This window comes from Brevundimonas phoenicis (assembly GCF_047237745.1).
Lineage (GTDB): Bacteria > Pseudomonadota > Alphaproteobacteria > Caulobacterales > Caulobacteraceae > Brevundimonas.
On sequence record NZ_JBDFLN010000001.1, the window covers coordinates 1650391 to 1669702 of the forward strand.

Here is a 19312-nt window from a genome sequence, read left to right on the forward strand (position 1 = left end):
CTCCTTCGCGCGTTTCTGCACAGATAGGCGCTGACAATCCCGGCGTCAGGCCCCGGCTGCGCTAGACTTTCCTCGCCCGATCATTGATTCGAAGTCGTATGACCATCCACACCCCGACGCCCGAAGGCGGCCGCATCGTCGAAGAACCGATGGGCGATGCGCTGTCGCGCCGCTATCTGGCCTACGCCCTGTCGACCATCACCAACCGCGCCTTGCCCGACGTGCGCGACGGCTTCAAGCCCGTGCACCGGCGCATCATGTACGCCATGCATCAGATGCGGCTGAACCCGCAGGCGGCCGCGCGCAAATGCGCCAAGGTCGTCGGCGAGGTCATGGGCGGCTATCACCCGCACGGCGACGCCTCGATTTACGAGGCTCTGGTCCGTCTGGCCCAGGACTTCGCCCAGCGCTATCCGCTGGTCGACGGGCAGGGGAACTTCGGCAACATCGACGGCGATAGCGCGGCCGCCATGCGCTACACCGAGTGCAAGCTGACGCCCGCCGCCGTCCTGCTGCTGGACGGCATCGATCAGGACGCGGTCGACTTCCGCCCCACCTATGACGATCAGGACGAAGAGCCGGTGGTCCTGCCGGCGGGCTTCCCCAACTTGCTGGCCAACGGGTCGTCGGGCATCGCCGTGGGCATGGCGACGTCGATCCCGCCGCACAACGTCGGTGAACTGATCGACGCCTGCCACCTGTTGCTGGAGCGGCCGGACGCCACGACCGAAGATCTGGTCAGGATCGTGCCGGGACCGGACTTCCCCACCGGCGGCGTGTCGGTCGAGAGCCAGGCCGCCATCCTCGATGCCTATGAGACGGGACGCGGGGGCGTTCGCCTGCGCGCTAAATGGGTCGAGGAAAAGCTGGATCGCGGCGCCTATCAGATCATCATCACCGAGATGCCGTATCAGGTGCAGAAGTCGCGCCTGATCGAGGCGCTGGCCGACCTGATCGAAAACAAGAAGGCGCCGCTTCTGGGCGACGTGCGCGACGAGTCGGCTGAGGACATCCGCCTCATCCTCGAACCGAAGAACCGCACCATCGAGCCTGAAATGCTGATGGAAAGCCTGTTCAAGCTGTCCGATCTCGAGGTGCGCTTCCCCATCAACATGAACGTGCTGGACGCCACCGGCACGCCGCGCGTCATGGGGCTGAAGGAGTGCCTGCGGGCCTTCCTCGACCACCGCCGTGTGGTGCTGAACCGCCGCAGCCAGTGGCGCATCGCCCGCGTCGAAAAGCGCCTGCACCTGTTGGAAGGCCTGCGCATCGTCTTCCTGAATCTGGACGAGGTCATTCGCATCGTCCGCGAGGAAGAGCAGCCCAAGGCCGAACTGATCGCCCGTTTCAGCCTGAGCGAGCTTCAGGCCGACTTCATCCTCGACACCCGCCTGCGTCAGTTGGCCCGTCTCGAAGAGATGACGATCGAGAAGGAATTCAATGAGCTGTCGGAAGAACTTGCGGCGCTGCAGGCGCTGACGTCCTCCGAGGCCAAGCAGTGGAAGGCCATCGGCAAGGAACTGGAGGCCGTGCGCAAGGCGCTGGTGTCGCCGCGCCGGACCGTGATCGGCGAGGCGGTTGACGCCTCGGCCTTCGTGGCGCCGGAAGCCTTCATCCCGCGTGAGGCGATCACCGTCATCCTGTCGGATCGCGGCTGGATCCGCGCCGCCAAGGGCAAGGTCGACGACCCCTCCGAACTGAAGTTCAAGGAAGGCGACAAGCTGGGCTTCCTGGTCCCCGCCTATACGACCGACAAGCTGCTGGTCGGGGCGTCGGACGGGCGCATCTTCACCATCGGCGCCGACAAGCTGGCGTCGGGGCGCGGGCATGGCGAGCCGTTGCGCCTGATGATCGACCTGGACGAGAAGGCCGACATCATCAACGTCGTGGCGCACGAACCGAACGCCAAACTGCTGGTCGCGTCGAAGGCGGGCTACGGCTTCGTGGCGCCCGAGAACGACCTGCTGGCCCAGAAGCGCGGCGGCAAGCAGGTGCTGAACGGCGAGATGCTGGCCATGCTGCGGATCAATGGCGATCACGTCGCGACCATCGGCGAGAACATCAAGACGCTGATCTTCCCCCTGGCCGAACTGCCCGAAATGGGCCGGGGCAAGGGCGTGAAGCTGCAGAACTACAAGCAGGGCGGCCTGGCCGATGTGACGGTGTTCAACGCCGAACAGGGGCCGGAGTGGGCCGACGGCGGCGGCCGCCGCCGCAACTGGCCGGACTGGAAGGACTGGCTGGGCAAGCGCGCCGGGGCGGGCCGCCAGGGGCCGCGCGGCCTGCGCAAGTTCCGCTGATTTATCTTTCTCCCTCCCCTTCATGGGGAGGGTGGTCGCGCAGCGACCGGGTGGGGAGAGGGCGCTGCGCCTGAATAGCTCTGTCGTCCCCACTCGGCTTCGCCTTTCAGGCTCAGCTACCCTCCCCATGAAGGGGAGGAAGAAGGCGCGCGCGTTTTCCTTCCTATTGCGTGGAGAGGAGAGGTGACGCCGAATTCACTGGTTGCGGCGTCTTTCGGCCTCCATATTCACACCTGATCTTTCGGAGGAGGCTCAATGATCACCTGGATCATCATCGGCGTCATCGTCGTCATTCTGCTGTTCGTCGTGGTCGGCGCGTACAACAGGCTGGTGAAGCTGGATCAGACGGCGAACCAGTCGTTCGCGGACATCGACGTGCAGCTGAAGCAGCGCCAGGACTTGATCCCCAATCTGGTCGAGACGGTGAAGGGCTACGCCACGCATGAGCGCGGCACCCTGGACGCCGTGACCCAGGCGCGCGCCGCTGCTGCGGGGGCCCGAACGGTCGATGAGAAGGTGCAGGCCGAGAACATGCTGACGGCGACCCTGGGCCGCCTGTTCGCCGTGTCCGAGGCCTATCCGGACCTGAAGGCCAACGCCAACTTCCAGCAGTTGCAGATGGACCTGTCGGACATCGAGAACAAGCTGGCCGCCGCGCGCCGCTTCTTCAACAACGCGGTCAGCGAGTTCAACGCCGTGCGCCGCCAGTTCCCGACCGTCCTGTTCGCCGGGATGTTTGGATTCGGCGCCGACAAACCCTTCTTCGACGTGGGCGAGGGCGAACGCGCCGCCCTGAACGCCGCCCCGCCGACGGTGAAGTTCTAAGCCCCAATGGCGGTTTTCGGTCAGGCCGTCGGCCTCAAGACCCACATCTGGCGAAACAATACCCGGTCGGCGATCTTGCTGGCCGGGTTCCCGGTGCTGCTGGTCGGCATATTGTTCGGCGTCCAGGTGCTGATGATGGGCTTCGGCCTGCTGCCCAACTCGGGCGGCGACCTGGGGCAGGATCTGGCGCTGGCGGCGTCCATGCTGGGCTGGACCGTGCCCTTCGCCGCCGTCGCGGCGGCGATCTGGTTCGTCATCGCCTATTTCGGCAATCAGATGATGATCGACGTCATGACCGGCGCGCGCAAGGTCGAGCGCCGGGTCGAGCCGGAGCTCTACAATCTGCTGGACAACCTGGCGATCTCGCGCGGGATGAAGACGCCCGCCCTGCGCATCATCGAAAGCCCGTCTCTGAACGCCTATGCGTCCGGCCTGCACGAGGGCAACTACAGCGTCACCGTCACGCGCGGCCTGATGCAGACCCTGAACCGGGACGAGATGGAGTGCGTCCTGGCGCATGAGCTGACCCACGTCATCAATAAGGACGTGCGGACCATGGTGATCGCCTCGATCTTCGCGGGGATCATCAGCGTGGTGGCCGAACTGGTGTTCCGCAGCCTGTTCTACATGCGCGGCGGGCGAGGGCGGGACAACAAGAACGCCATGCCGCTGATCCTGATCGGTCTGGCCATCGGGGTGATCGGCTTCGGCTTGGCCGCCGTCATCCGCATGAGCCTGTCGCGAACGCGGGAGTATGTGGCCGACGCCGGGGCGGTGGAACTGACCAAGAACCCGGATGCCATGATCTCGGCCCTGCGCAAGGTGTCGGGCCAGTCGAAGCTTGAGGCGCCGGATGAACTGCGCGGCATGTTCCTGGATAATACGGCGGAGAAGACGGGATTCTCAGGCCTGTTCGCCACCCATCCGCCGATCGAGAAGCGGATCGCCGCGCTGGTGCAGTTCGCCGGCGGCCGCGACGACGGCCCGTGGGGCGGAGCGCCGCAAGCGGCGGGCACGGCGGTCCCGACAACGTAGCTAGGGGAGAAGGGCTTTACAGCCGCTCCCAGCCCCAGGGCCGCAACGCCTCCAGCGGGCGGAACTCAGCCTTGTAGTCCATCTTGGGCGAGCCCTGGACCCAGTAGCCCAGATAGACATAGGGCAGTCCCACCGTCTCGGCCTGATGCAGGTGGTCCAGAATGGCGAACCGGCCCAGGCTGCGGCGCTCCAGATCCGGGTCGAAGAAGCTGTAGACCATCGACAGGCCGTCATGCAGCAGGTCGGTCAGGCAGACGCCGACCAGACGGCCGGGGCCGTCGTCCTGGCTGGGCAGGCGGTATTCGATCAGATGGGTGCGGACGGCCGTGTCCTCGACCATCGACACATAGTCCAGCCAGCTCATGTCGCTCATGCCGCCGCCGGGGTGGCGGGCGTTCAGATAGCGGCGCAGCAGGTCGAACTGCTCCATCGTCGCCTCGGCCTCGACCAGGCCGCGCGACAGGTCGGCGTTGCGCGCCAGGATGCGACGGCGTGAGCGCGAGAGTTTGAAGTCCGCCACCGGAATCCGCACCGAGACGCAGGCCGCGCAGGCCTCGCAGGCCGGGCGGTAGGCGATGTTCTGACTGCGACGGAACCCGGCCTGGGTCAGGGCGTCGTTGACGTCGGCCCCGTCGCTGAACGGCAGGTTGGCGAAGACCTTGCGCTCGAACTGACCCGGCAGATAGGGGCAGGGCGCGCTGGCGGTCATGAAGAAGCGGAGTTGGCGCGAGAAGAAGTGCTGGGTCACGGCTGTCGCTCCGTGACGGCGTCAGCGCCCGCACAGGGGCCGGATGAATAGGCGCGGCTCATATTCTGATTTGGCGCGCAACCGGCCGTTTTCGCAAGCCTTCTTCGCGCGGCGAGCGTATCGCCGCGCGCGGTCACAGGCTGGTGTCCGTGGGCAGGACCGGCGCCTCGCGCAGCAGGACGATGGCGATGCGGCGGTTGCCCGCCAGCGACGGGTCGTCGGGATAGAGGGGATCGGACCCCGCCTTGCCTGCGACGGAATAGACCCGGTCGCTGTTCACGCCAGCGCTTTGCAACGTCAGGCGCGAGGCGTCGGCGCGGGCCGAGGACAGGGGCCAGTCGCCGGGGCTGCTGGCGCGGCTGGAGCCGGCGACGGCGCTGGTGTGGCCGGTGATGGAGATGCGGTTGGGCAGTTGGTTGATCACCTTGGCCACGGCGCGCAGCAGCAGCTGGGCCCGCGGATTGGGACGCGAGGAGCCGTTCTCGAACATCGAGCGGCCTTCCTGATCCACCAGCTGGATGCGCAGGCCCTCGGGCGTCTGGTCGATGATCAGCTGTTTCGACAGTTCGGCCAGTTCCGGCATGGACTGCATGGCCTGGCGCAGGGATTCGGCGGCGCTGGCGAAGTCGGCGGCTTCGCGCCGGGCGATCTCGGCGCGCAGGGCGGCTTCGCTGGCCGAGGCCAGGTTGGAGTTCTGGCCCGCTTCCTGCGGCGCGTCGGGGGCTTCGGGGGCCAACTGTTCGATCACGGCGTTGGAGCCGGCGCCCTTGGCCCCTTCGGAATCGCCCAGCGAGGTGCCGCCCAGGATGCCGCCGGAGCCCGAGGTCGAGGCCGAGACGTTGGCCGGGGCGAAATATTCGGCGATGCCGCGCTTCTGCTCCGGGTCGGTCGTGTTGATCAGCCACATCAACAGGAAGAAGGCCATCATGGCGGTGACGAAGTCGGCGTAGGCCACCTTCCACGCGCCGCCGTGGTGGCCGTGTCCGGCAACCTTCTTCACCTTCTTGATCAGGATCGGGCGATCGTTCAGCGCCATGGGGCGGGTCCGTCTTAACCGTGTTCGTTCGCCCTAAATCCCATGCGGGGCTTAAGAAGCGGTTGCGGTGAGATGCGACGGCGCGCCGCGCCCTTGCCGATGCGGGCTTCACGGCCTAGCTGATGGCCATGTCACAGTCGCTCGCTTCCCCCGCCGCTGATTTCGATGCCCGCGCCTATCGCCGGGCGCTGGGCGGATTTGCGACCGGGGTGTGCGTGGTCACGGCCCATACCGTCGATGGGCCTCTGGGGATCACGGTGAACAGCTTCACCTCTGTGTCGCTGGACCCGCCGCTGGTGCTGTGGTGCATGGACATCAAGTCCGACCGTCATGACGCCTTCGCCGGGGCGGATCGGTTCGCGGTGCATATGCTGCCGGTCGAGGATCAGGCCATGTCGGACCGCTTCGCCTGGGGCGTCTGCCGCCTGTCGGACGACGAGTTCGCGGTCGATGATCCCGAGCCGCCGCGCCTGCTGAATGCGGTGACGCGCCTGACCTGCCGGACGCACGACCGCATTGTCATGGGCGACCACCTGGTCATCGTCGGCCGGGTCGAGGCGTTCGACACCCGGCCGGGCGATGCGCTGACCTATTTCCGCGGGAAGTACGGCAAGGCCGCCGATCCGACGGCCTGAGCCTTTGCGCGGGCTTCAGCCCATCATCCGGGCCGCTTGCGGCGCGAAGTAGCTGATGACGCCGGACGCCCCCGCGCGCTTGAAGGCGTGCAGGCTTTCCAGGATGGCGCGGTCCGGGTCCAGCCAGCCGTTGGTGAAGGCGGCCTGCATCATCGCGTACTCGCCCGACACCTGATAGGCGAAGGTCGGAACCTTGAACGTCTGCGACACCAACCGGACGATGTCGAGGTAAGGCAGGCCCGGCTTGACGATCAGGGCGTCGGCGCCCTCCGACAGGTCCATCGCCACCTCGCGCAGGGCCTCCTCGGCGTTGGCGAAGTCCATCTGATAGGTTTTCTTGTCGCCGGTCAGCGACTTGGACGAGCCGACCGCGTCGCGATAGGGGCCATAGAAGGCCGAGGCGTATTTGGCCGCATAGCTGATGATCAGGGTGTCGCTGAGGGCGTTGGCCTCCAGCGCCTCGCGGATGGCCTGGACGCGGCCGTCCATCATGTCGGACGGGGCCACGGCGTCGGCGCCTGCGTGGGCGTGGATGAAGGCCTGTTCGGCCAGCCGCTCCAGTGTCGGATCGTTGACGATGCGGCCGTTCTCCAGAACGCCGTCGTGGCCGTGGTCGGTGTAGCAGTCCAGCGCCACATCGGTCATGACGCCGATCTCGGGCGCGGCGTCCTTGATGGCGCGGATGCAGTCGGGGATCAGGCCGTCCGGGTCGGTGGCTGCGGTGGCGACATTGTCCTTCAGCCCGTCGTTCACGTTGGGGAACAGGGCGACCATCGGGATGCCCAGATCGCGCGCCTCGACGGCGGCCTTGGCGGCCTCCTTCGGCGACAGGCGGAAGACGCCGGGCATGGAGGCGACCGGCTGGCGGTCTTCCGGGCCGTCATGGACGATCAGCGGCCAGATCAGATCGGCCGGCGTCAGGGTCGTCTCGGCGACCAGACGGCGCACCCAGGGCTGCGAACGCAGGCGGCGCGGGCGGGCGTAGGGGAAGGCGGCGGGCTGGAAGGGCATGGTCATGCGCGCGGCTTAAAACAAAGCGCGTGGAGAGGCAAAAGACGAACTGTCCAAGCGGGCGCGCCCCCTTTCTTCCCGCTCATCCCGGCGGACGCCGGGATCCAGTGCTTTGGCCACAGGCTCAGCGTGTGAAGCCCACGCTCTTTTATCAATGCTGCGCGCGTTGCTCTTACTGGATCCCGGCATCCGCCGGGATGAGCGGAGTGTGGGTGCTGACGCATCTGCAAGGTGACGCGCGCTTCGCCAGCCGTTAGAAGCGCCCCGAACGCCCCGTCAGAGGGCAGGCTGTAATGCGGGAGCTTTCATGGACTTCGCCCTCACCGACGATCAACGCGCCATTCAGGACGCGGCCCGCGCCTTCGCCGAGGCTGAACTGGCTCCGCACTCGGCCCGCTGGGACGAGGACAAGCACTTCCCGGTCGACGTGCTGAAGGCCGCCGCCGAGATGGGCTTCGCCGGCATCTATACGGGCGAGGAACACGGCGGCCTGGGCCTGGGCCGTGTCGAAGCGGCGGTGATCTTTGAAGAGCTGTCGCGCGGCGATGTGGCGACGGCGGCCTTCATCTCGATCCACAACATGGCGACGTGGATGATCGACAGCTTCGGCTCGGACGAGCTGCGGGCGCGCTTCGTGCCGTCGCTGGTCGGGATGGAGAAGATCGCCAGCTACTGCCTGACCGAGCCGGGCTCGGGCTCTGACGCGGCGGCGCTGCGGACGACGGCGGTGCGCGACGGTGACCACTATGTGCTGAACGGCGCCAAGGCCTTTATTTCCGGCGCCGGGACGTCGGACGTCTATGTCGTCATGGTCCGCACGGGCGGCGAGGGCCCCAAGGGCATCTCGACCATCGTGGTCGAGGCGGGGACGCCCGGCCTGTCGTTCGGAGCCAATGAGAAGAAGATGGGCTGGAACGCCCAGCCGACCGCCGTGGTCAGCTTCGACGACTGCCGGGTGCCGGTCGCCAATCTGGTGGGCGAGGAAGGCGCGGGCTTCAAATACGCCATGGCCGGTCTGGACGGCGGACGCCTGAACATCGCCGCCTGCTCGCTGGGCGGGGCGCGTCTGGCGCTGGAGACGGCTCAGGAATACGTCGCCGGCCGCAAGCAGTTCGGCCAGGCCATCGGCCAGTTCCAGAACACCCAGTTCGAGCTGGCGGACATGGCGACGGACCTTGAGGCCGCCCGCCTGATGGTGCTGCGCGGCGCCTGGGCCATCGACACTGGCCACGCCGAAAAGACCAAGTGGTGCGCCATGGCCAAGCGCCTGACGACCGACGCCTGCTTCCAGATCGCCGATCAGGCGCTGCAACTGCACGGCGGCTACGGCTATCTGAAGGACTACCCGCTGGAGCGGATCGTGCGCGACCTGCGCGTTCACCGCATCCTGGAAGGCACCAATGAGATCATGCGTGTGATCGTGGCGCGCGAGCTGGCGCGCTAGGCGTTAGCCGCAGCGCCTCGCCAGATTCACCAGCGCGGCGGACTGGCCCAGATACCACGGCTCGTCCGCCTCGTTCGGGGCGTCCAGATCGACGTTGCGCGCCTGTTTCAACGCGGCCTTGCCTTCGGGCGACAGGGTGTAGACCTGCCGGTCCATGTCATCGACCGAGGGCGTCAGCCGGTAGTCGGCGCCGTCGACGGTCAGGGCCAGGGCGCGCTGACCGGGGGCGGGCGATCCCGGAAAGTCATAGAAATACTGGAACGTGACCTGGCCGCCTGCGCAGTGCGCGCGAGTGATGACGCTGGTGAAGTTCCAGTTCAGGAAGCTGGCGACCGTGCCTTCGCCGGATATGTCGTGCGTCACCCACTGGGCGCTGCGTTCATCGCCGGGCGCGGCGGTCAGGGTCAGGGCGGCAGTCATCGCGGCGATGAGCATGGGGGAGGTCTTTCGTGAGCGATACGGGCGACATACCAACGCTGCATCGCGTCGAATGCAAGACGGCTCTTCGGCTTTACCCGCGACGGCGCGGGCTCTAGACCCAAGACATGAGCACTGAATCCGAAGTCATCACCCGCATCGAAAATGGTGTCGGCCGCATCACCCTGAACCGGCCCAAGGCGATCCACGCCCTGAACCGGGCCATGTGCGAGGCGATGATCGAGGCCCTGCTGGCCTGGCGCGGGGACGACGCGGTTCAGTCGGTGCTGATCGACCATGCGGGCGAGCGCGGCTTCTGCGCGGGCGGCGACATCCGGATGATCGCCGAGAGCGGGGCAGGGGACGCCTCCGAGGCCAAGGCCTTCTTCAAGGCCGAGTATCAGCTGAACCATCTGATGTTCGTCTACCCCAAGCCGATCACGGCGGTGGTCGACGGCATCGTCATGGGCGGCGGCGTGGGCATCAGCGAGCCCGCCGACGTCCGCATCGCCACCGAGCGCACCACCTACGCCATGCCGGAGACGGGCATCGGCCTGTTCCCCGACGTGGGCGGCGGCTGGTTCCTGCCGCGCTTGCCGGGGCAGACGGGCGTGTGGCTGGCGCTGACCGGCGCGCGGCTGAAGGCGGCGGATACGGTCGCGCTGGGCATTCATACCCACTTCGTGCCGAGCGAGGCCGTCGAGGGCCTGAAGACCGAACTTCTGGCCGCGTCCGCCGACCCGAAGGCGGTCGCCGATCGCGCCGCCGGAGACGCCGGACCCTCGCCTTTGGCCCCGCACCGCGAGGCCATCGACCGCCTGTTCGCCTTCGACAGCGTGGAAGAGATCGTCGCCGCCCTTCAGGCCGACGGTTCGGACTGGGCGCAGAAGCAGCTCGACATCCTGAAGACCAAGTCGCCGCAGTCGTTGAAGGTGTCGCTGCGCCAGATCCGCACCGGGGCGACGCTGACCGACTTCGCTGACAACATGGCGATGGAATATGCGCTGGGCGGGCGCGTGGTTCAGACCCACGACTTCCAGGAAGGCGTGCGCGCCGTCATCATCGACAAGGACAACGCCCCCCAATGGTCGCCGGCCGAGCTTTCTTCGGTTTCGGACGCCCAGATCGAGGCTCTGTTCGCGCCCTTGCCCGTCGATGAGGCATGGAAACCGCTGATCGGCTGATTTCGCGCAAGCTTCATTGTTCAGGGCGGGGGAAAAGCCTATCTTGCCGGCATGAGTAAGCGCTGGACCCCAGAATCCTGGAGAAACAAGCCCGTCCTGCATATGCCGACGGACTATCCGGACGCCGCCGAACTGGCGCGCGTCGAAGACGAGTTGCGCGCGATGCCGCCCCTCGTCTTTGCCGGCGAGGCGCGCAAGCTTACGGACCATCTGGCCCAGGTCGAGGCGGGCAACGCCTTCCTGCTGCAGGGCGGCGACTGCGCCGAGAGCTTCAAGGAGTTCTCGACCGACAACATCCGCGACACCTTCCGCCTGATCCTGCAGATGGCGGTGGTCCTGACCTTCGCTGGTCGCAAGCCGGTGGTGAAGGTGGGCCGCATCGCCGGTCAGTTCGCCAAGCCGCGCTCGTCCCCGGTCGAGGAGATTGGCGGGGTCGAGCTGCCGTCCTATCGCGGCGACATCATCAACGGCATGGGCTTCACGCCGGAAGAGCGCATGCCCGATCCGCAGCGCCTGATCCGCGCCTATAACCAGTCAGCCTCGACGCTGAACCTGCTGCGCGCCTTCGCGGGCGGGGGATACGCCGACCTGTACAACATCCACCGCTGGACGCTGGGCTTCGCCGACGACGGCGCGGGCGCGGCCTACCGCGAACTGGCCGACAAGATCACCGAGGCGCTGGCCTTCATGGAGGCGGTCGGCGTCACGCCCGAGACGCATCCCGACCTGTCGCGCGTCGAGGTCTTCACCAGTCACGAAGCCCTGCTGCTGAACGTCGAGAGCGCCCTGACCCGTCTGGACGGCTCGACCGGCGAATGGTTCGACACCTCGGCCCACATGCTGTGGATCGGCGAGCGCACGCGCCAGCTGGACGGCGCCCACATCGAGTTCATGCGCGGCATCTCCAACCCCATCGGGGTCAAGTGCGGGCCGACCATGACGGCGGACGACCTGCTGCCGCTGATCGACGCCCTGAACCCGAACAACATCCCGGGCCGACTGACGCTGATCGGCCGCTTCGGCCACGACAAGGTGGGCGACCGCCTGCCGGGTCTGATGCGGGCGGTGAAGGCGGCGGGCAAGCGCGTCATCTGGTCGATCGACCCGATGCACGGTAATACGCTGAAGGCCGGCAACGGTTACAAGACGCGGCCCTTCGACCGCGTCATGGGCGAGGTCCGCAGCTTCATCGACGTGGCCGAGGCCGAGGGCGTCCACCCCGGCGGCGTCCATCTGGAGATGACCGGCCAGAACGTCACCGAATGCATCGGCGGCGCCCAGGCGGTCACGGAAGACGACCTGTCGAGCCGTTACCACACCCACTGCGACCCGCGTCTGAACGCGGATCAGGCGCTGGAGATGGCCTTCCTGGTCGCTGAGCGCCTCAAGGCCGGGCGGCAGGCCCGGTCCGAGGCCGCATGACGGCAGAAGACGAAACGCCCGGCCGCGTCGCCTATCAGGGCGCGCCGGGCGCCTTCAGCCATGAGGCCTGCCTGGACCTGCGCCCGTGGGACGAGGCCGTCGGCTATGAGACCTTCCAGGGCGCGATCGACGCCGTCCTGAGCGGGGATTGCCACTGCGCCCTGATCCCCGTCGAGAACTCGACCGTGGGCGTGGTCGAGCCTGCGGCCACCCTGGTGCGGCAAGCGGGACTGGTCGAGGTCAGCGAGGCCTGGCGGCCGATCCGCCTGGCCCTGCTGGGCGCGCCTGACGCGCGCCTCTCGGACGTGAAGACGGCCGAGAGCCACCCTGTCGCCCTGCAGCAGTGCTCCAAGGCGCTGAACGAGATGAAGATTACGGCCGTCGAGGTGTTCGACACAGGGGGCGCCGCCGCCGCCGTGGCCGAGGCGGACGACGCGACGCGCGCCGCCGTGGCGCCCGCCCGCGCGGCCGAGGTCTATGGGTTGGTGGTTCTGCGCAACGATTTGCAGGATTTCAGCGACAACCGGACCCGTTTTGTCCTGTTCACGGCCCCTCAGGGTTGACCGCGCATAAAGTTTGCGGCTTTAAGGTCCGGTCGGATCGACCTTGATCCAGAAACCGGACCGGATTCATGTCCTCGCTGCGCGCACAAATGACCGTTGAAACCACCACGCGCGCGGTGGCCGGCTTTTATTTTGGCTACGGCTATTACGGCTTTCGATACGCCGGCTGAGGCGTCGGGCTTCTAACCAACCCTGACTGTCTCACTGGCGACCGCTTCTCCCCAAGCGGCCATACCGCGCGTCCCTGCCTGATCTTCATCGGCGGACGCGGCTTCCTTATCGAAAATCCCATGCTGAAAGCCATTTCCCATGTCGCAATCCGCCATCCAGCAAGTCTGGCCCGCTGAAACCGTTGAATTGAGCGCCGAACAGAAGGCGCTGGCCGCCCTGCGCGCCGAAATCGACAATCTGGACGATCAGATCCTCGAACTGTTCGAGCGCCGCCTGTCCGTCGCCGCCCAGGTGGGCAAGGCCAAGGACGCCCCGACCGGCCCCCACACCAAGCTGCGCCCCGATCGCGAACAGGCCGTCCAGGCGCGCCTGCTGAAGCAGTGCGACCCTGAGAACCGCGAGGCGGTCGAGCATCTGTGGCGCGAGATCGTCGGCTGGGGCCTGGCGCGCCAGGGCCGTCTGCAGGTCCAGGTCTGGGCGCCCATCGACCCGGCCAAGGCCGTGGACGGCGCCCGCCTGCGTTTCGGCGCCGCCGCCGACATCAAGCTGGTCCTCGACCCGCAGGCGGCCCTGGCGCATGCGGCCGAGGGCAAGGGCGTGGCCGTCCTGTCGATCAGCGGCGACGATCCCTGGTGGATCGGCCTGCGCCGCGAATGGTCGATGCTCAGCGTGTTCGACGGCTATGGCGGCGAGACGCCGACGTCTCTGGCCGTGGGCAAGATCGATCCGCCGGCTCTGCCGAAGGGCCGCCGCGTCGTGGTTACGGCGGGCGGCGACGCGGGCGACGGCTCGGGCGCGCGGCGCTGGGGCCTGAACACCCACCACGGCTGGACCCTGGCCCTGACTGACGCCGATGTGGCGCCGGGCGATGTCGAGGGCGGCGTCGGCGCCATCGGCTGACCGCAGGCCGTTAACTCCGTCTCAAAGCCGGGCGGGCGAGGGTGGCTGCATGGCCCAGCCCGTCCTGCATCGACCACGCCTTGTCGTCGCCCTCTCAGCGGCGGCGCTGGCGCTTGCGGGCTGCGGCGTGAACGAAGCCGATCCGCACCGCTTCGAGAGTCTGGCGCAGTCGGTGGCCTCCATTCCGGTATCGGCGGAAGGCGAGGGCGAGGAGCGGCCGACGGTCACGCCCGATCCGCCGCGCGAGCGAGCCGCGCCGTTGAAGGTCGAACTGATGACTCCGCACGAGCTGTGGGACGCGCGCGAAGGCCTGAGCGCCAAGGTTCGCCTTGCCTCTGCGCCTGCATCGGCGCCGACGGCCTATGCCGACCCCGAGGCTCTGCCGCAGACCGTGACGGCGCCCAAGCCCGCCGTGGTCGCCGCGCGTCACGTGCAACTGGGCGCCTATTCCAGCGAGGACGGCGCCCGCGCGGCCTGGACGCGACTGAACCGCGGGCCGGGCGGGGCGGTGCTGTCGGGACTTCAGCCCGTCTATGAGGCGGTCGAGGTCGGCGGCCGTCGCCTGGTCCGGCTGAAGGTCGCCGCCTCCGTCGAACAGGCTCAGGCCCTGTGCCGCGACCTGGCGGCGTCGGACCCCTGGTGCGCGCGGTCCGGTGGCGCCGCAGCCTGATCGTCCACAGGCTCAGCTTAAGGTTTCGTTGACGATTGTCTCTCGGGGGCTGATCTTGCGGCCCATGGGCGGGCGACGGACGAAGATGAGTCGCGCCTGCTGATCACAGTAGGATTTCACATGGCGCAGCCTCAGGTCATCGTCATCGGCAATGAAAAGGGCGGGGCGGGCAAGTCCACCCTGGCCATTCACATCGTCACCGGCCTTCTGCACGCTGGACGCAAGGTCGCGGTCATCGACCTGGACCTGCGCCAGCGCTCGCTGGAGCGGTTCTTCGCCAACCGCGCCGCCTGGACCAAGGCCAACGGTCATGAGCTGCCGCAGCCGATCGTGCCGGACATGGGCGACGGCAAGGCCCTGCATAAGGCCGACGAGACCGAGCAGATGGCCCGCTTCGAGGCCGCCTTCGTCGAGGCCAAGGCTGTGGCCGACGTCATCTTGATTGACACGCCAGGCGGCGATACGGCCCTGTCCCGCGCCGCGCACGGGCGGGCGGACCAGATCGTCACGCCGATGAACGACAGCTTCGTTGACTTCGACCTGCTGGGCGAGGTGGACCCGGTGACGCTGGATCTGGTCAAGCCGTCCATCTATTCCGAAAGCGTCTGGGAGGCGCGCAAGCACCGCGCCATCACCGAGGGCCGTCAGGTGACGATCGACTGGATCGTGGTCACCAACCGTCTGGCCGTGGCCGAGGCCCGCAACCGTCGCCGTCTGGAAGCCCGCATGAACAAGCTGGCCAAGCGTGTCGGCTTCCGTGTCGGGCCGGGCCTGCGTGACCGGGTCATCTATCGCGAACTCTTCCCCTTCGGCCTGACCGTGGCGGACCTGTCGAACGACATCCGCCCGGTGTCGGTGTCGCTGGCCCATGTCGCCGCGCGTCAGGAGATGCGCAATCTGATGCAGGCCCTGGGTCTGGACGACGCCATCGCCGCCATGGACGCGGCGGCCTGATCACTTCATGGGGCTGATCTGGCTGGGTCTGGCCGCCGTGGCCCTGTGGGCCATGGTGCGTCTGGGCCGTCAGACCGAGCGCGCCAGGCGCGGTCACTGGCGCATCTCCGCGACCATATTGAGCGCCGCCCTGCTGGCCGGGGCGGTGTTCGCCGTCGCGCGCGGAGCGTGGCTGATCGCGGGCGGTATGGCGTCTGCGGGCGTCTGGCTGGCCGTGCAGTCGCGCATCCGCCCAGTGACGGTGAAGGCCCGTCCTGTCGAACGCATGAGCAAGGCTGAAGCCCGCGCTATTCTGGGCGTTGCGGCAGATGCGGACGTCCAGACGATCCACGCCGCCTGGCGCCGTCTGATGGCGCGCGCCCATCCAGACCAGGGCGGTACAGAAGGGCTGGCCGCCCGCGTCAACGCTGCGCGCGACCGTCTGTTGAAGGAGTAGGGGCGTTGTCCTCTAGAAACGGAGATCGGCCTCGCCGCGCAGGATCGCTTCGGCTTGCGGGCTGTGTTTGGCGCCGTCGCGGTCGTGCAGGATCAGGGGCGGCAGCAATCGCAAGGGCGCCTTGCCGGTCTTGATGGCCTGGACCAGCACGCGCTTGGCGGGTTGATCGGCGTAAGGGTGGATCGGGCGGACGGCGAAGGAGCCCGCCTTGGGCGCCAGCAGGCTCAGGATGTCGGCGAGGCGGTCGGCGCGGTGGATGACGACGATGCGTCCGCTCTCGCGCACCGCCTTCAGCAGGAAACCCGCCCAGGCGGTCAGGCCGTCGTCGGCCATCCAGGCGCCGAGCTTGCCCTCGGCGGGGGCGCGCAGGGCGCCGGGGTCGTCGAAGAAGGGCGGATTGCTGACCGCCCAGTCGAACGGCGGCAGGTCCAGGGCGCGAAAACCCCGCGCCACGTCGCCGTCCATGATAGCGGTGCGCGCCTCGGCGTTGTTCAGTTCGGCATTCTGACGCGCGAGGGCGGCGGCGGCTGTGTCGCGCTCCAGTCCCGTCAGCAGGACGCCGGGGCGTCGGGCGGCGATCTGCATCAGGACGGCGCCCGCGCCGCAGCCCGCTTCGATCAGTCGTTCGCCGGGGCGCGCCTCGACGGCGGCGGCCAGCAGGGCGGCGTCCATGCCCGCGCGATAGCCCTTCGTCGGTTGGCGCAAGCGGATGCGACCGCCCAAAAAGGCGGATTCGGCCACATCTGCGGCGACAGTAAGGGATGACTCGGCTTGACCCATCATAACGCCGCCACCATTGTGCGCCGCATCGCGTCCGGGCAAGCGGATGCGTGTGAATTTCGGGCGAATCTCCCCCTTCGCCCCTGTGCTGAAAGAGATTTCCGTGGACGCAGCTCTCGCCGTCGCTCCCCGTCCCAAGGGCGATGTGGACGCCCTGGTTCATCTGGCTAAGGACGACATGGCGGCGGTCGACGCCCTGATCATCGCGCGGATGCAGTCAGACGTGCCGGTGATCCCCCTGCTGGCCGAGCATCTGGTGTCGGCGGGCGGCAAGCGTCTGCGCCCGCTGCTGACCGTAGCGGCGGCGCGCGCGATCGGTCAGACAGGCGCCATCGAAGGCCCCAAGAAGCTGGCCGCCTCGGTTGAGTTCATCCACACCGCCACCCTGCTGCACGACGACATCGTCGACGGCTCGGAAATGCGCCGGGGCAAGGTCGCGGCGCACCTCATCTGGGGTTCGGCCTCGTCGGTGCTGGTCGGCGACTTCCTGTTCGCCCGCGCGTTCGAGTTGATGGTCGAGACCGATTCCCTGCGCGCGCTTGGCATTCTGGCGCGAGCCTCGGCCGTGATCGCCGAGGGCGAGGTGCTGCAGCTGACGCGCGCCCACGACCTGAACCTGGACCTCGACACCTATCTGCAGATCATCCGCGCCAAGACGGCCGAACTGTTCGCCGCCGCCGCCGAATCCGGCGCGGTCGGGGCGGGTGCGACGGACGAACAGGTCGCGGCCCTGCGCGACTACGGCATGGCGCTGGGCATCGCCTTCCAACTGGCGGACGACGCCCTGGATTACGGCGGCGCGACCGAGACCCTGGGCAAGAACGCGGGCGACGATTTCAACGAGGGCAAGGCCACCCTGCCGCTGTTGCTGGCCGTTCAGCGCGCCAAGGGGACCGAAGACCTGTTCTGGGATCGGGTCATCACCAAGGGCGACCGCAAGCCCGAGGACTTCGACCGCGCGCGGCAGTTGATCGTCGCCAGCGGCGCCGTTGAAGCCACGCTCGATACGGCGTCGGAATACGCCGACCGGGCCAAGACGGCCTTGCAGGTTCTGCCCGCCGGGCCGTGGCGCTCGGCGCTGGAAGCCCTGGCCGATTTCGCCGTCAGCCGGGCGATGTGATGCTGGCGGCGCTGCTCGTCGCCGGGCAACTGGCCGCGCAGGAGCCGCCGCGCTTCCTCATGCCGCAAAGGCCGGGGGACGGTTTGAGGGCTGAGCTGTTCCGTCTGGAGCCGGGCGATCCCGGCGGTCAGGCGCGCGCCCTGCTGGGCGAGGCGATGATGCGGGACGACGCCGAACTGGTGGTGCGCCCCGTGCCGCCGATCATCATGCTGTATCGCGAGGGCAGCCTGCCGGACGGCCCGATCGTGCTTTACGCCGGACCTGAGGTGGACGGCGAGCCGGACGCCGCCTGCCGTCTGTCACGCCTTTCCGGCGGAGAGATCGACAATTCGGAGCGTGCGCTGGCGTGGTGCGCGGGCTTCATCCTGAAAACGGCGCCGACGTTGAACATTCCGCCGGCGCCGGTTCACTGAAGGCTTATTTCAGGCTGGCGCAGAAGCGCTGGATGCGGGTGCAGCCTTCTTCCAGCACGGCTTCCGAGGTGGCGTAGCTGATGCGGAAATAGGGGCTGAGGCCGAAGGCCGCGCCCTGGACCACGGCCACGCCCTCGGCGTTCAGCAGTTCGGTGGTGAAGGTTTCGTCGTCGGTGATGACCACGCCCGACGGCGCCGTCTTGCCGATCAGGCCTTCGATCGACGGATAGACGTAGAAGGCGCCTTCCGGCTTCGGACAACGGATGCCCGCCGTCTGATTCAGCATGGAGACGACCAGGTCGCGGCGCTTCTCGAAGGCGGCGGCGCGCGGGGCCAGGAAGTCCTGCGGGCCGTTCAGGGCCTCGACGGCCGCCCACTGGCTTATGGACGAGGGGTTGGAGGTCGTCTGGCTGGCCACCTTGCGCATCAGATCGATCAGCGGCTTGGGCCCGCCCGCATAGCCGATGCGCCAGCCGGTCATGGCGTAGGCCTTGGACACGCCGTTGCAGGTCAGGGTGCGGTCGTACAGGTCCGGCGCGACCTGGGCCATGGTGACATAGTCGAAGTCGCCGTAGACGAGGTGCTCATACATGTCGTCGGTCAGGATCCAGACCTGCGGGTGCTTGCGCAGCACCACGGCCAGGGCTTCCAGCTCGGCGCGGGTATAGGCGGCGCCGGTCGGGTTCGACGGCGAGTTCAGGATGATCCACTTGGTCTTGGGCGTGATGGCGGCGTCCAGCACCTCGGGACGCAACTTGAAGCCGTCGGCTTCCTGACCGATCACGCTGACGGGTTCGCCGCCGGCCAGCAGCACCATGTCGGGATAGGACACCCAGTAGGGCGCCGGGACGATCACTTCGTCGCCGGGGTTCAGCGTGGCGACCAGGGCGTTGTAGATCACCGGCTTGCCGCCCGAGGCGACGTGGATCTGATTGGTTTCGTAGGTCAGGCCGTTTTCGCGGGCGAACTTGGCGGCGATGGCGGCCTTCAGTTCGGGCATGCCGTCGGCGTCGGTGTATTTCGTTTCGCCGCGATTGATGGCTTCGATGGCGGCGGCCTTGACGTTGTCAGGCGTATCGAAGTCCGGCTCGCCGGCGCCCAGACCGATGACGTCGCGGCCCTGGCGTTTCAGTTCGCGCGCCTGGGCGGTCACGGCCAGGGTGGCCGACGGCTTGACGCGAGCGAGGGAGGCGGACTGAAGGCTGGACATGTCTATCCCGTCTGGTGGAAGTGATGGGGCCGGGGAGG

General features: G+C 67.7%; 20 protein-coding genes. 14 read left to right on the forward strand and 6 right to left on the reverse strand.

The genetic code is table 11. From position 1 onward, the window contains the following. The first annotated feature begins 98 nt into the window (after nucleotides 1-98). The 3 genes from parC to ABC419_RS08180 all read left to right on the forward strand — a co-directional run bounded on the left by parC (nucleotide 99) and on the right by ABC419_RS08180 (nucleotide 4160). Nucleotides 99-2300, forward strand: a complete 2202-nt coding sequence (gene parC, locus ABC419_RS08170; RefSeq protein WP_412877774.1) for a DNA topoisomerase IV subunit A — start codon at nucleotides 99-101, stop codon at nucleotides 2298-2300. 255 nt (nucleotides 2301-2555) lie between these two features. Further along, entirely contained in the window at nucleotides 2556-3125 is a 570-nt protein-coding gene (locus ABC419_RS08175) for a LemA family protein (protein WP_046654201.1), read from the forward strand. 6 nt (nucleotides 3126-3131) lie between these two features. Next, nucleotides 3132-4160, forward strand: a complete 1029-nt coding sequence (locus ABC419_RS08180) for a M48 family metallopeptidase (protein WP_412877773.1) — start codon at nucleotides 3132-3134, stop codon at nucleotides 4158-4160. Between the two features lie 16 nt (nucleotides 4161-4176). Here ABC419_RS08180 and ABC419_RS08185 read toward each other — a convergent pair whose 3' ends face one another. Together ABC419_RS08185 and ABC419_RS08190 are read right to left on the reverse strand one after the other, a co-directional pair. After that, the gene (locus ABC419_RS08185; RefSeq protein ID WP_412877772.1) at nucleotides 4177-4908 is read right to left on the reverse strand and encodes an arginyltransferase; all 732 of its coding nucleotides are present in this window, start codon (nucleotides 4906-4908) and stop codon (nucleotides 4177-4179) included. 133 nt (nucleotides 4909-5041) lie between these two features. Beyond that, nucleotides 5042-5944 (reverse strand): flagellar motor protein MotB, encoded by a 903-nt coding sequence (locus tag ABC419_RS08190; protein WP_412877771.1) that lies wholly within the window; start codon nucleotides 5942-5944, stop codon nucleotides 5042-5044. Between the two features lie 122 nt (nucleotides 5945-6066). Here ABC419_RS08190 and ABC419_RS08195 point away from each other — a divergent pair, with 122 nt between their 5' ends. After that, the gene (locus tag ABC419_RS08195; RefSeq protein ID WP_412877770.1) at nucleotides 6067-6579 is read left to right on the forward strand and encodes a flavin reductase family protein; all 513 of its coding nucleotides are present in this window, start codon (nucleotides 6067-6069) and stop codon (nucleotides 6577-6579) included. 15 nt (nucleotides 6580-6594) lie between these two features. On the opposite strand, the gene hemB is transcribed toward ABC419_RS08195, so the two are convergent. Next, complete coding sequence (gene hemB, locus ABC419_RS08200; RefSeq protein ID WP_412877769.1) at nucleotides 6595-7596, reverse strand: porphobilinogen synthase; 1002 nt, start codon at nucleotides 7594-7596, stop codon at nucleotides 6595-6597. Between the two features lie 301 nt (nucleotides 7597-7897). On the opposite strand from hemB, the gene ABC419_RS08205 reads away from it, so the two are divergent. Next, nucleotides 7898-9034 carry an acyl-CoA dehydrogenase family protein gene (locus ABC419_RS08205; protein ID WP_412877768.1) on the forward strand — a complete coding sequence of 379 codons (1137 nt, stop codon included), beginning with the start codon at nucleotides 7898-7900 and terminating at the stop codon, nucleotides 9032-9034. A gap of 3 nt (nucleotides 9035-9037) precedes the next feature. Here the strand turns inward: ABC419_RS08205 and ABC419_RS08210 are convergent, their stop codons facing one another. After that, on the reverse strand, nucleotides 9038-9469 hold the full coding sequence (locus ABC419_RS08210; RefSeq protein WP_412877767.1) for a hypothetical protein: 432 nt from the start codon (nucleotides 9467-9469) through the stop codon (nucleotides 9038-9040). 110 nt (nucleotides 9470-9579) lie between these two features. On the opposite strand from ABC419_RS08210, the gene ABC419_RS08215 reads away from it, so the two are divergent. The 7 genes from ABC419_RS08215 (at nucleotide 9580) to ABC419_RS08245 (ending at nucleotide 15751) form a co-directional block, all read left to right on the forward strand. Next, nucleotides 9580-10635, forward strand: coding sequence for an enoyl-CoA hydratase/isomerase family protein (locus tag ABC419_RS08215; protein WP_412877766.1), 1056 nt, complete (start codon nucleotides 9580-9582; stop codon nucleotides 10633-10635). A 51-nt stretch (nucleotides 10636-10686) separates the two neighbouring features. Next, nucleotides 10687-12057, forward strand: a complete 1371-nt coding sequence (locus ABC419_RS08220) for a class II 3-deoxy-7-phosphoheptulonate synthase (protein ID WP_087140277.1) — start codon at nucleotides 10687-10689, stop codon at nucleotides 12055-12057. Further along, entirely contained in the window at nucleotides 12054-12620 is a 567-nt protein-coding gene (locus ABC419_RS08225; protein ID WP_200166950.1) for a prephenate dehydratase domain-containing protein, read from the forward strand. Before ABC419_RS08220 ends, ABC419_RS08225 begins: the two co-directional genes overlap by 4 nt. A gap of 309 nt (nucleotides 12621-12929) precedes the next feature. Continuing rightward, on the forward strand, nucleotides 12930-13691 hold the full coding sequence (locus ABC419_RS08230; RefSeq protein WP_200166952.1) for a chorismate mutase: 762 nt from the start codon (nucleotides 12930-12932) through the stop codon (nucleotides 13689-13691). 49 nt (nucleotides 13692-13740) lie between these two features. Next, the gene (locus tag ABC419_RS08235; RefSeq protein ID WP_412877765.1) at nucleotides 13741-14361 is read left to right on the forward strand and encodes an SPOR domain-containing protein; all 621 of its coding nucleotides are present in this window, start codon (nucleotides 13741-13743) and stop codon (nucleotides 14359-14361) included. A gap of 120 nt (nucleotides 14362-14481) precedes the next feature. After that, nucleotides 14482-15315 carry a division plane positioning ATPase MipZ gene (locus ABC419_RS08240; protein WP_412877764.1) on the forward strand — a complete coding sequence of 278 codons (834 nt, stop codon included), beginning with the start codon at nucleotides 14482-14484 and terminating at the stop codon, nucleotides 15313-15315. A 7-nt stretch (nucleotides 15316-15322) separates the two neighbouring features. After that, entirely contained in the window at nucleotides 15323-15751 is a 429-nt protein-coding gene (locus ABC419_RS08245) for a J domain-containing protein (RefSeq protein ID WP_412877763.1), read from the forward strand. A 12-nt stretch (nucleotides 15752-15763) separates the two neighbouring features. Here ABC419_RS08245 and ABC419_RS08250 read toward each other — a convergent pair whose 3' ends face one another. Next, nucleotides 15764-16534, reverse strand: coding sequence for a tRNA1(Val) (adenine(37)-N6)-methyltransferase (locus ABC419_RS08250; protein ID WP_412877762.1), 771 nt, complete (start codon nucleotides 16532-16534; stop codon nucleotides 15764-15766). A 142-nt stretch (nucleotides 16535-16676) separates the two neighbouring features. Between ABC419_RS08250 and ABC419_RS08255 the strand changes: the two genes are divergently transcribed. Further along, complete coding sequence (locus tag ABC419_RS08255) at nucleotides 16677-17651, forward strand: polyprenyl synthetase family protein (protein WP_207896330.1); 975 nt, start codon at nucleotides 16677-16679, stop codon at nucleotides 17649-17651. Then, nucleotides 17651-18064: a hypothetical protein gene (locus ABC419_RS08260; RefSeq protein ID WP_412877761.1), complete on the forward strand. Its 414-nt coding sequence runs from the start codon at nucleotides 17651-17653 to the stop codon at nucleotides 18062-18064. Before ABC419_RS08255 ends, ABC419_RS08260 begins: the two co-directional genes overlap by 1 nt. A 4-nt stretch (nucleotides 18065-18068) precedes the next feature. Here ABC419_RS08260 and ABC419_RS08265 read toward each other — a convergent pair whose 3' ends face one another. Next, nucleotides 18069-19274 (reverse strand): pyridoxal phosphate-dependent aminotransferase, encoded by a 1206-nt coding sequence (locus ABC419_RS08265; protein WP_412877760.1) that lies wholly within the window; start codon nucleotides 19272-19274, stop codon nucleotides 18069-18071. Nucleotides 19275-19312 lie beyond the last annotated feature (38 nt).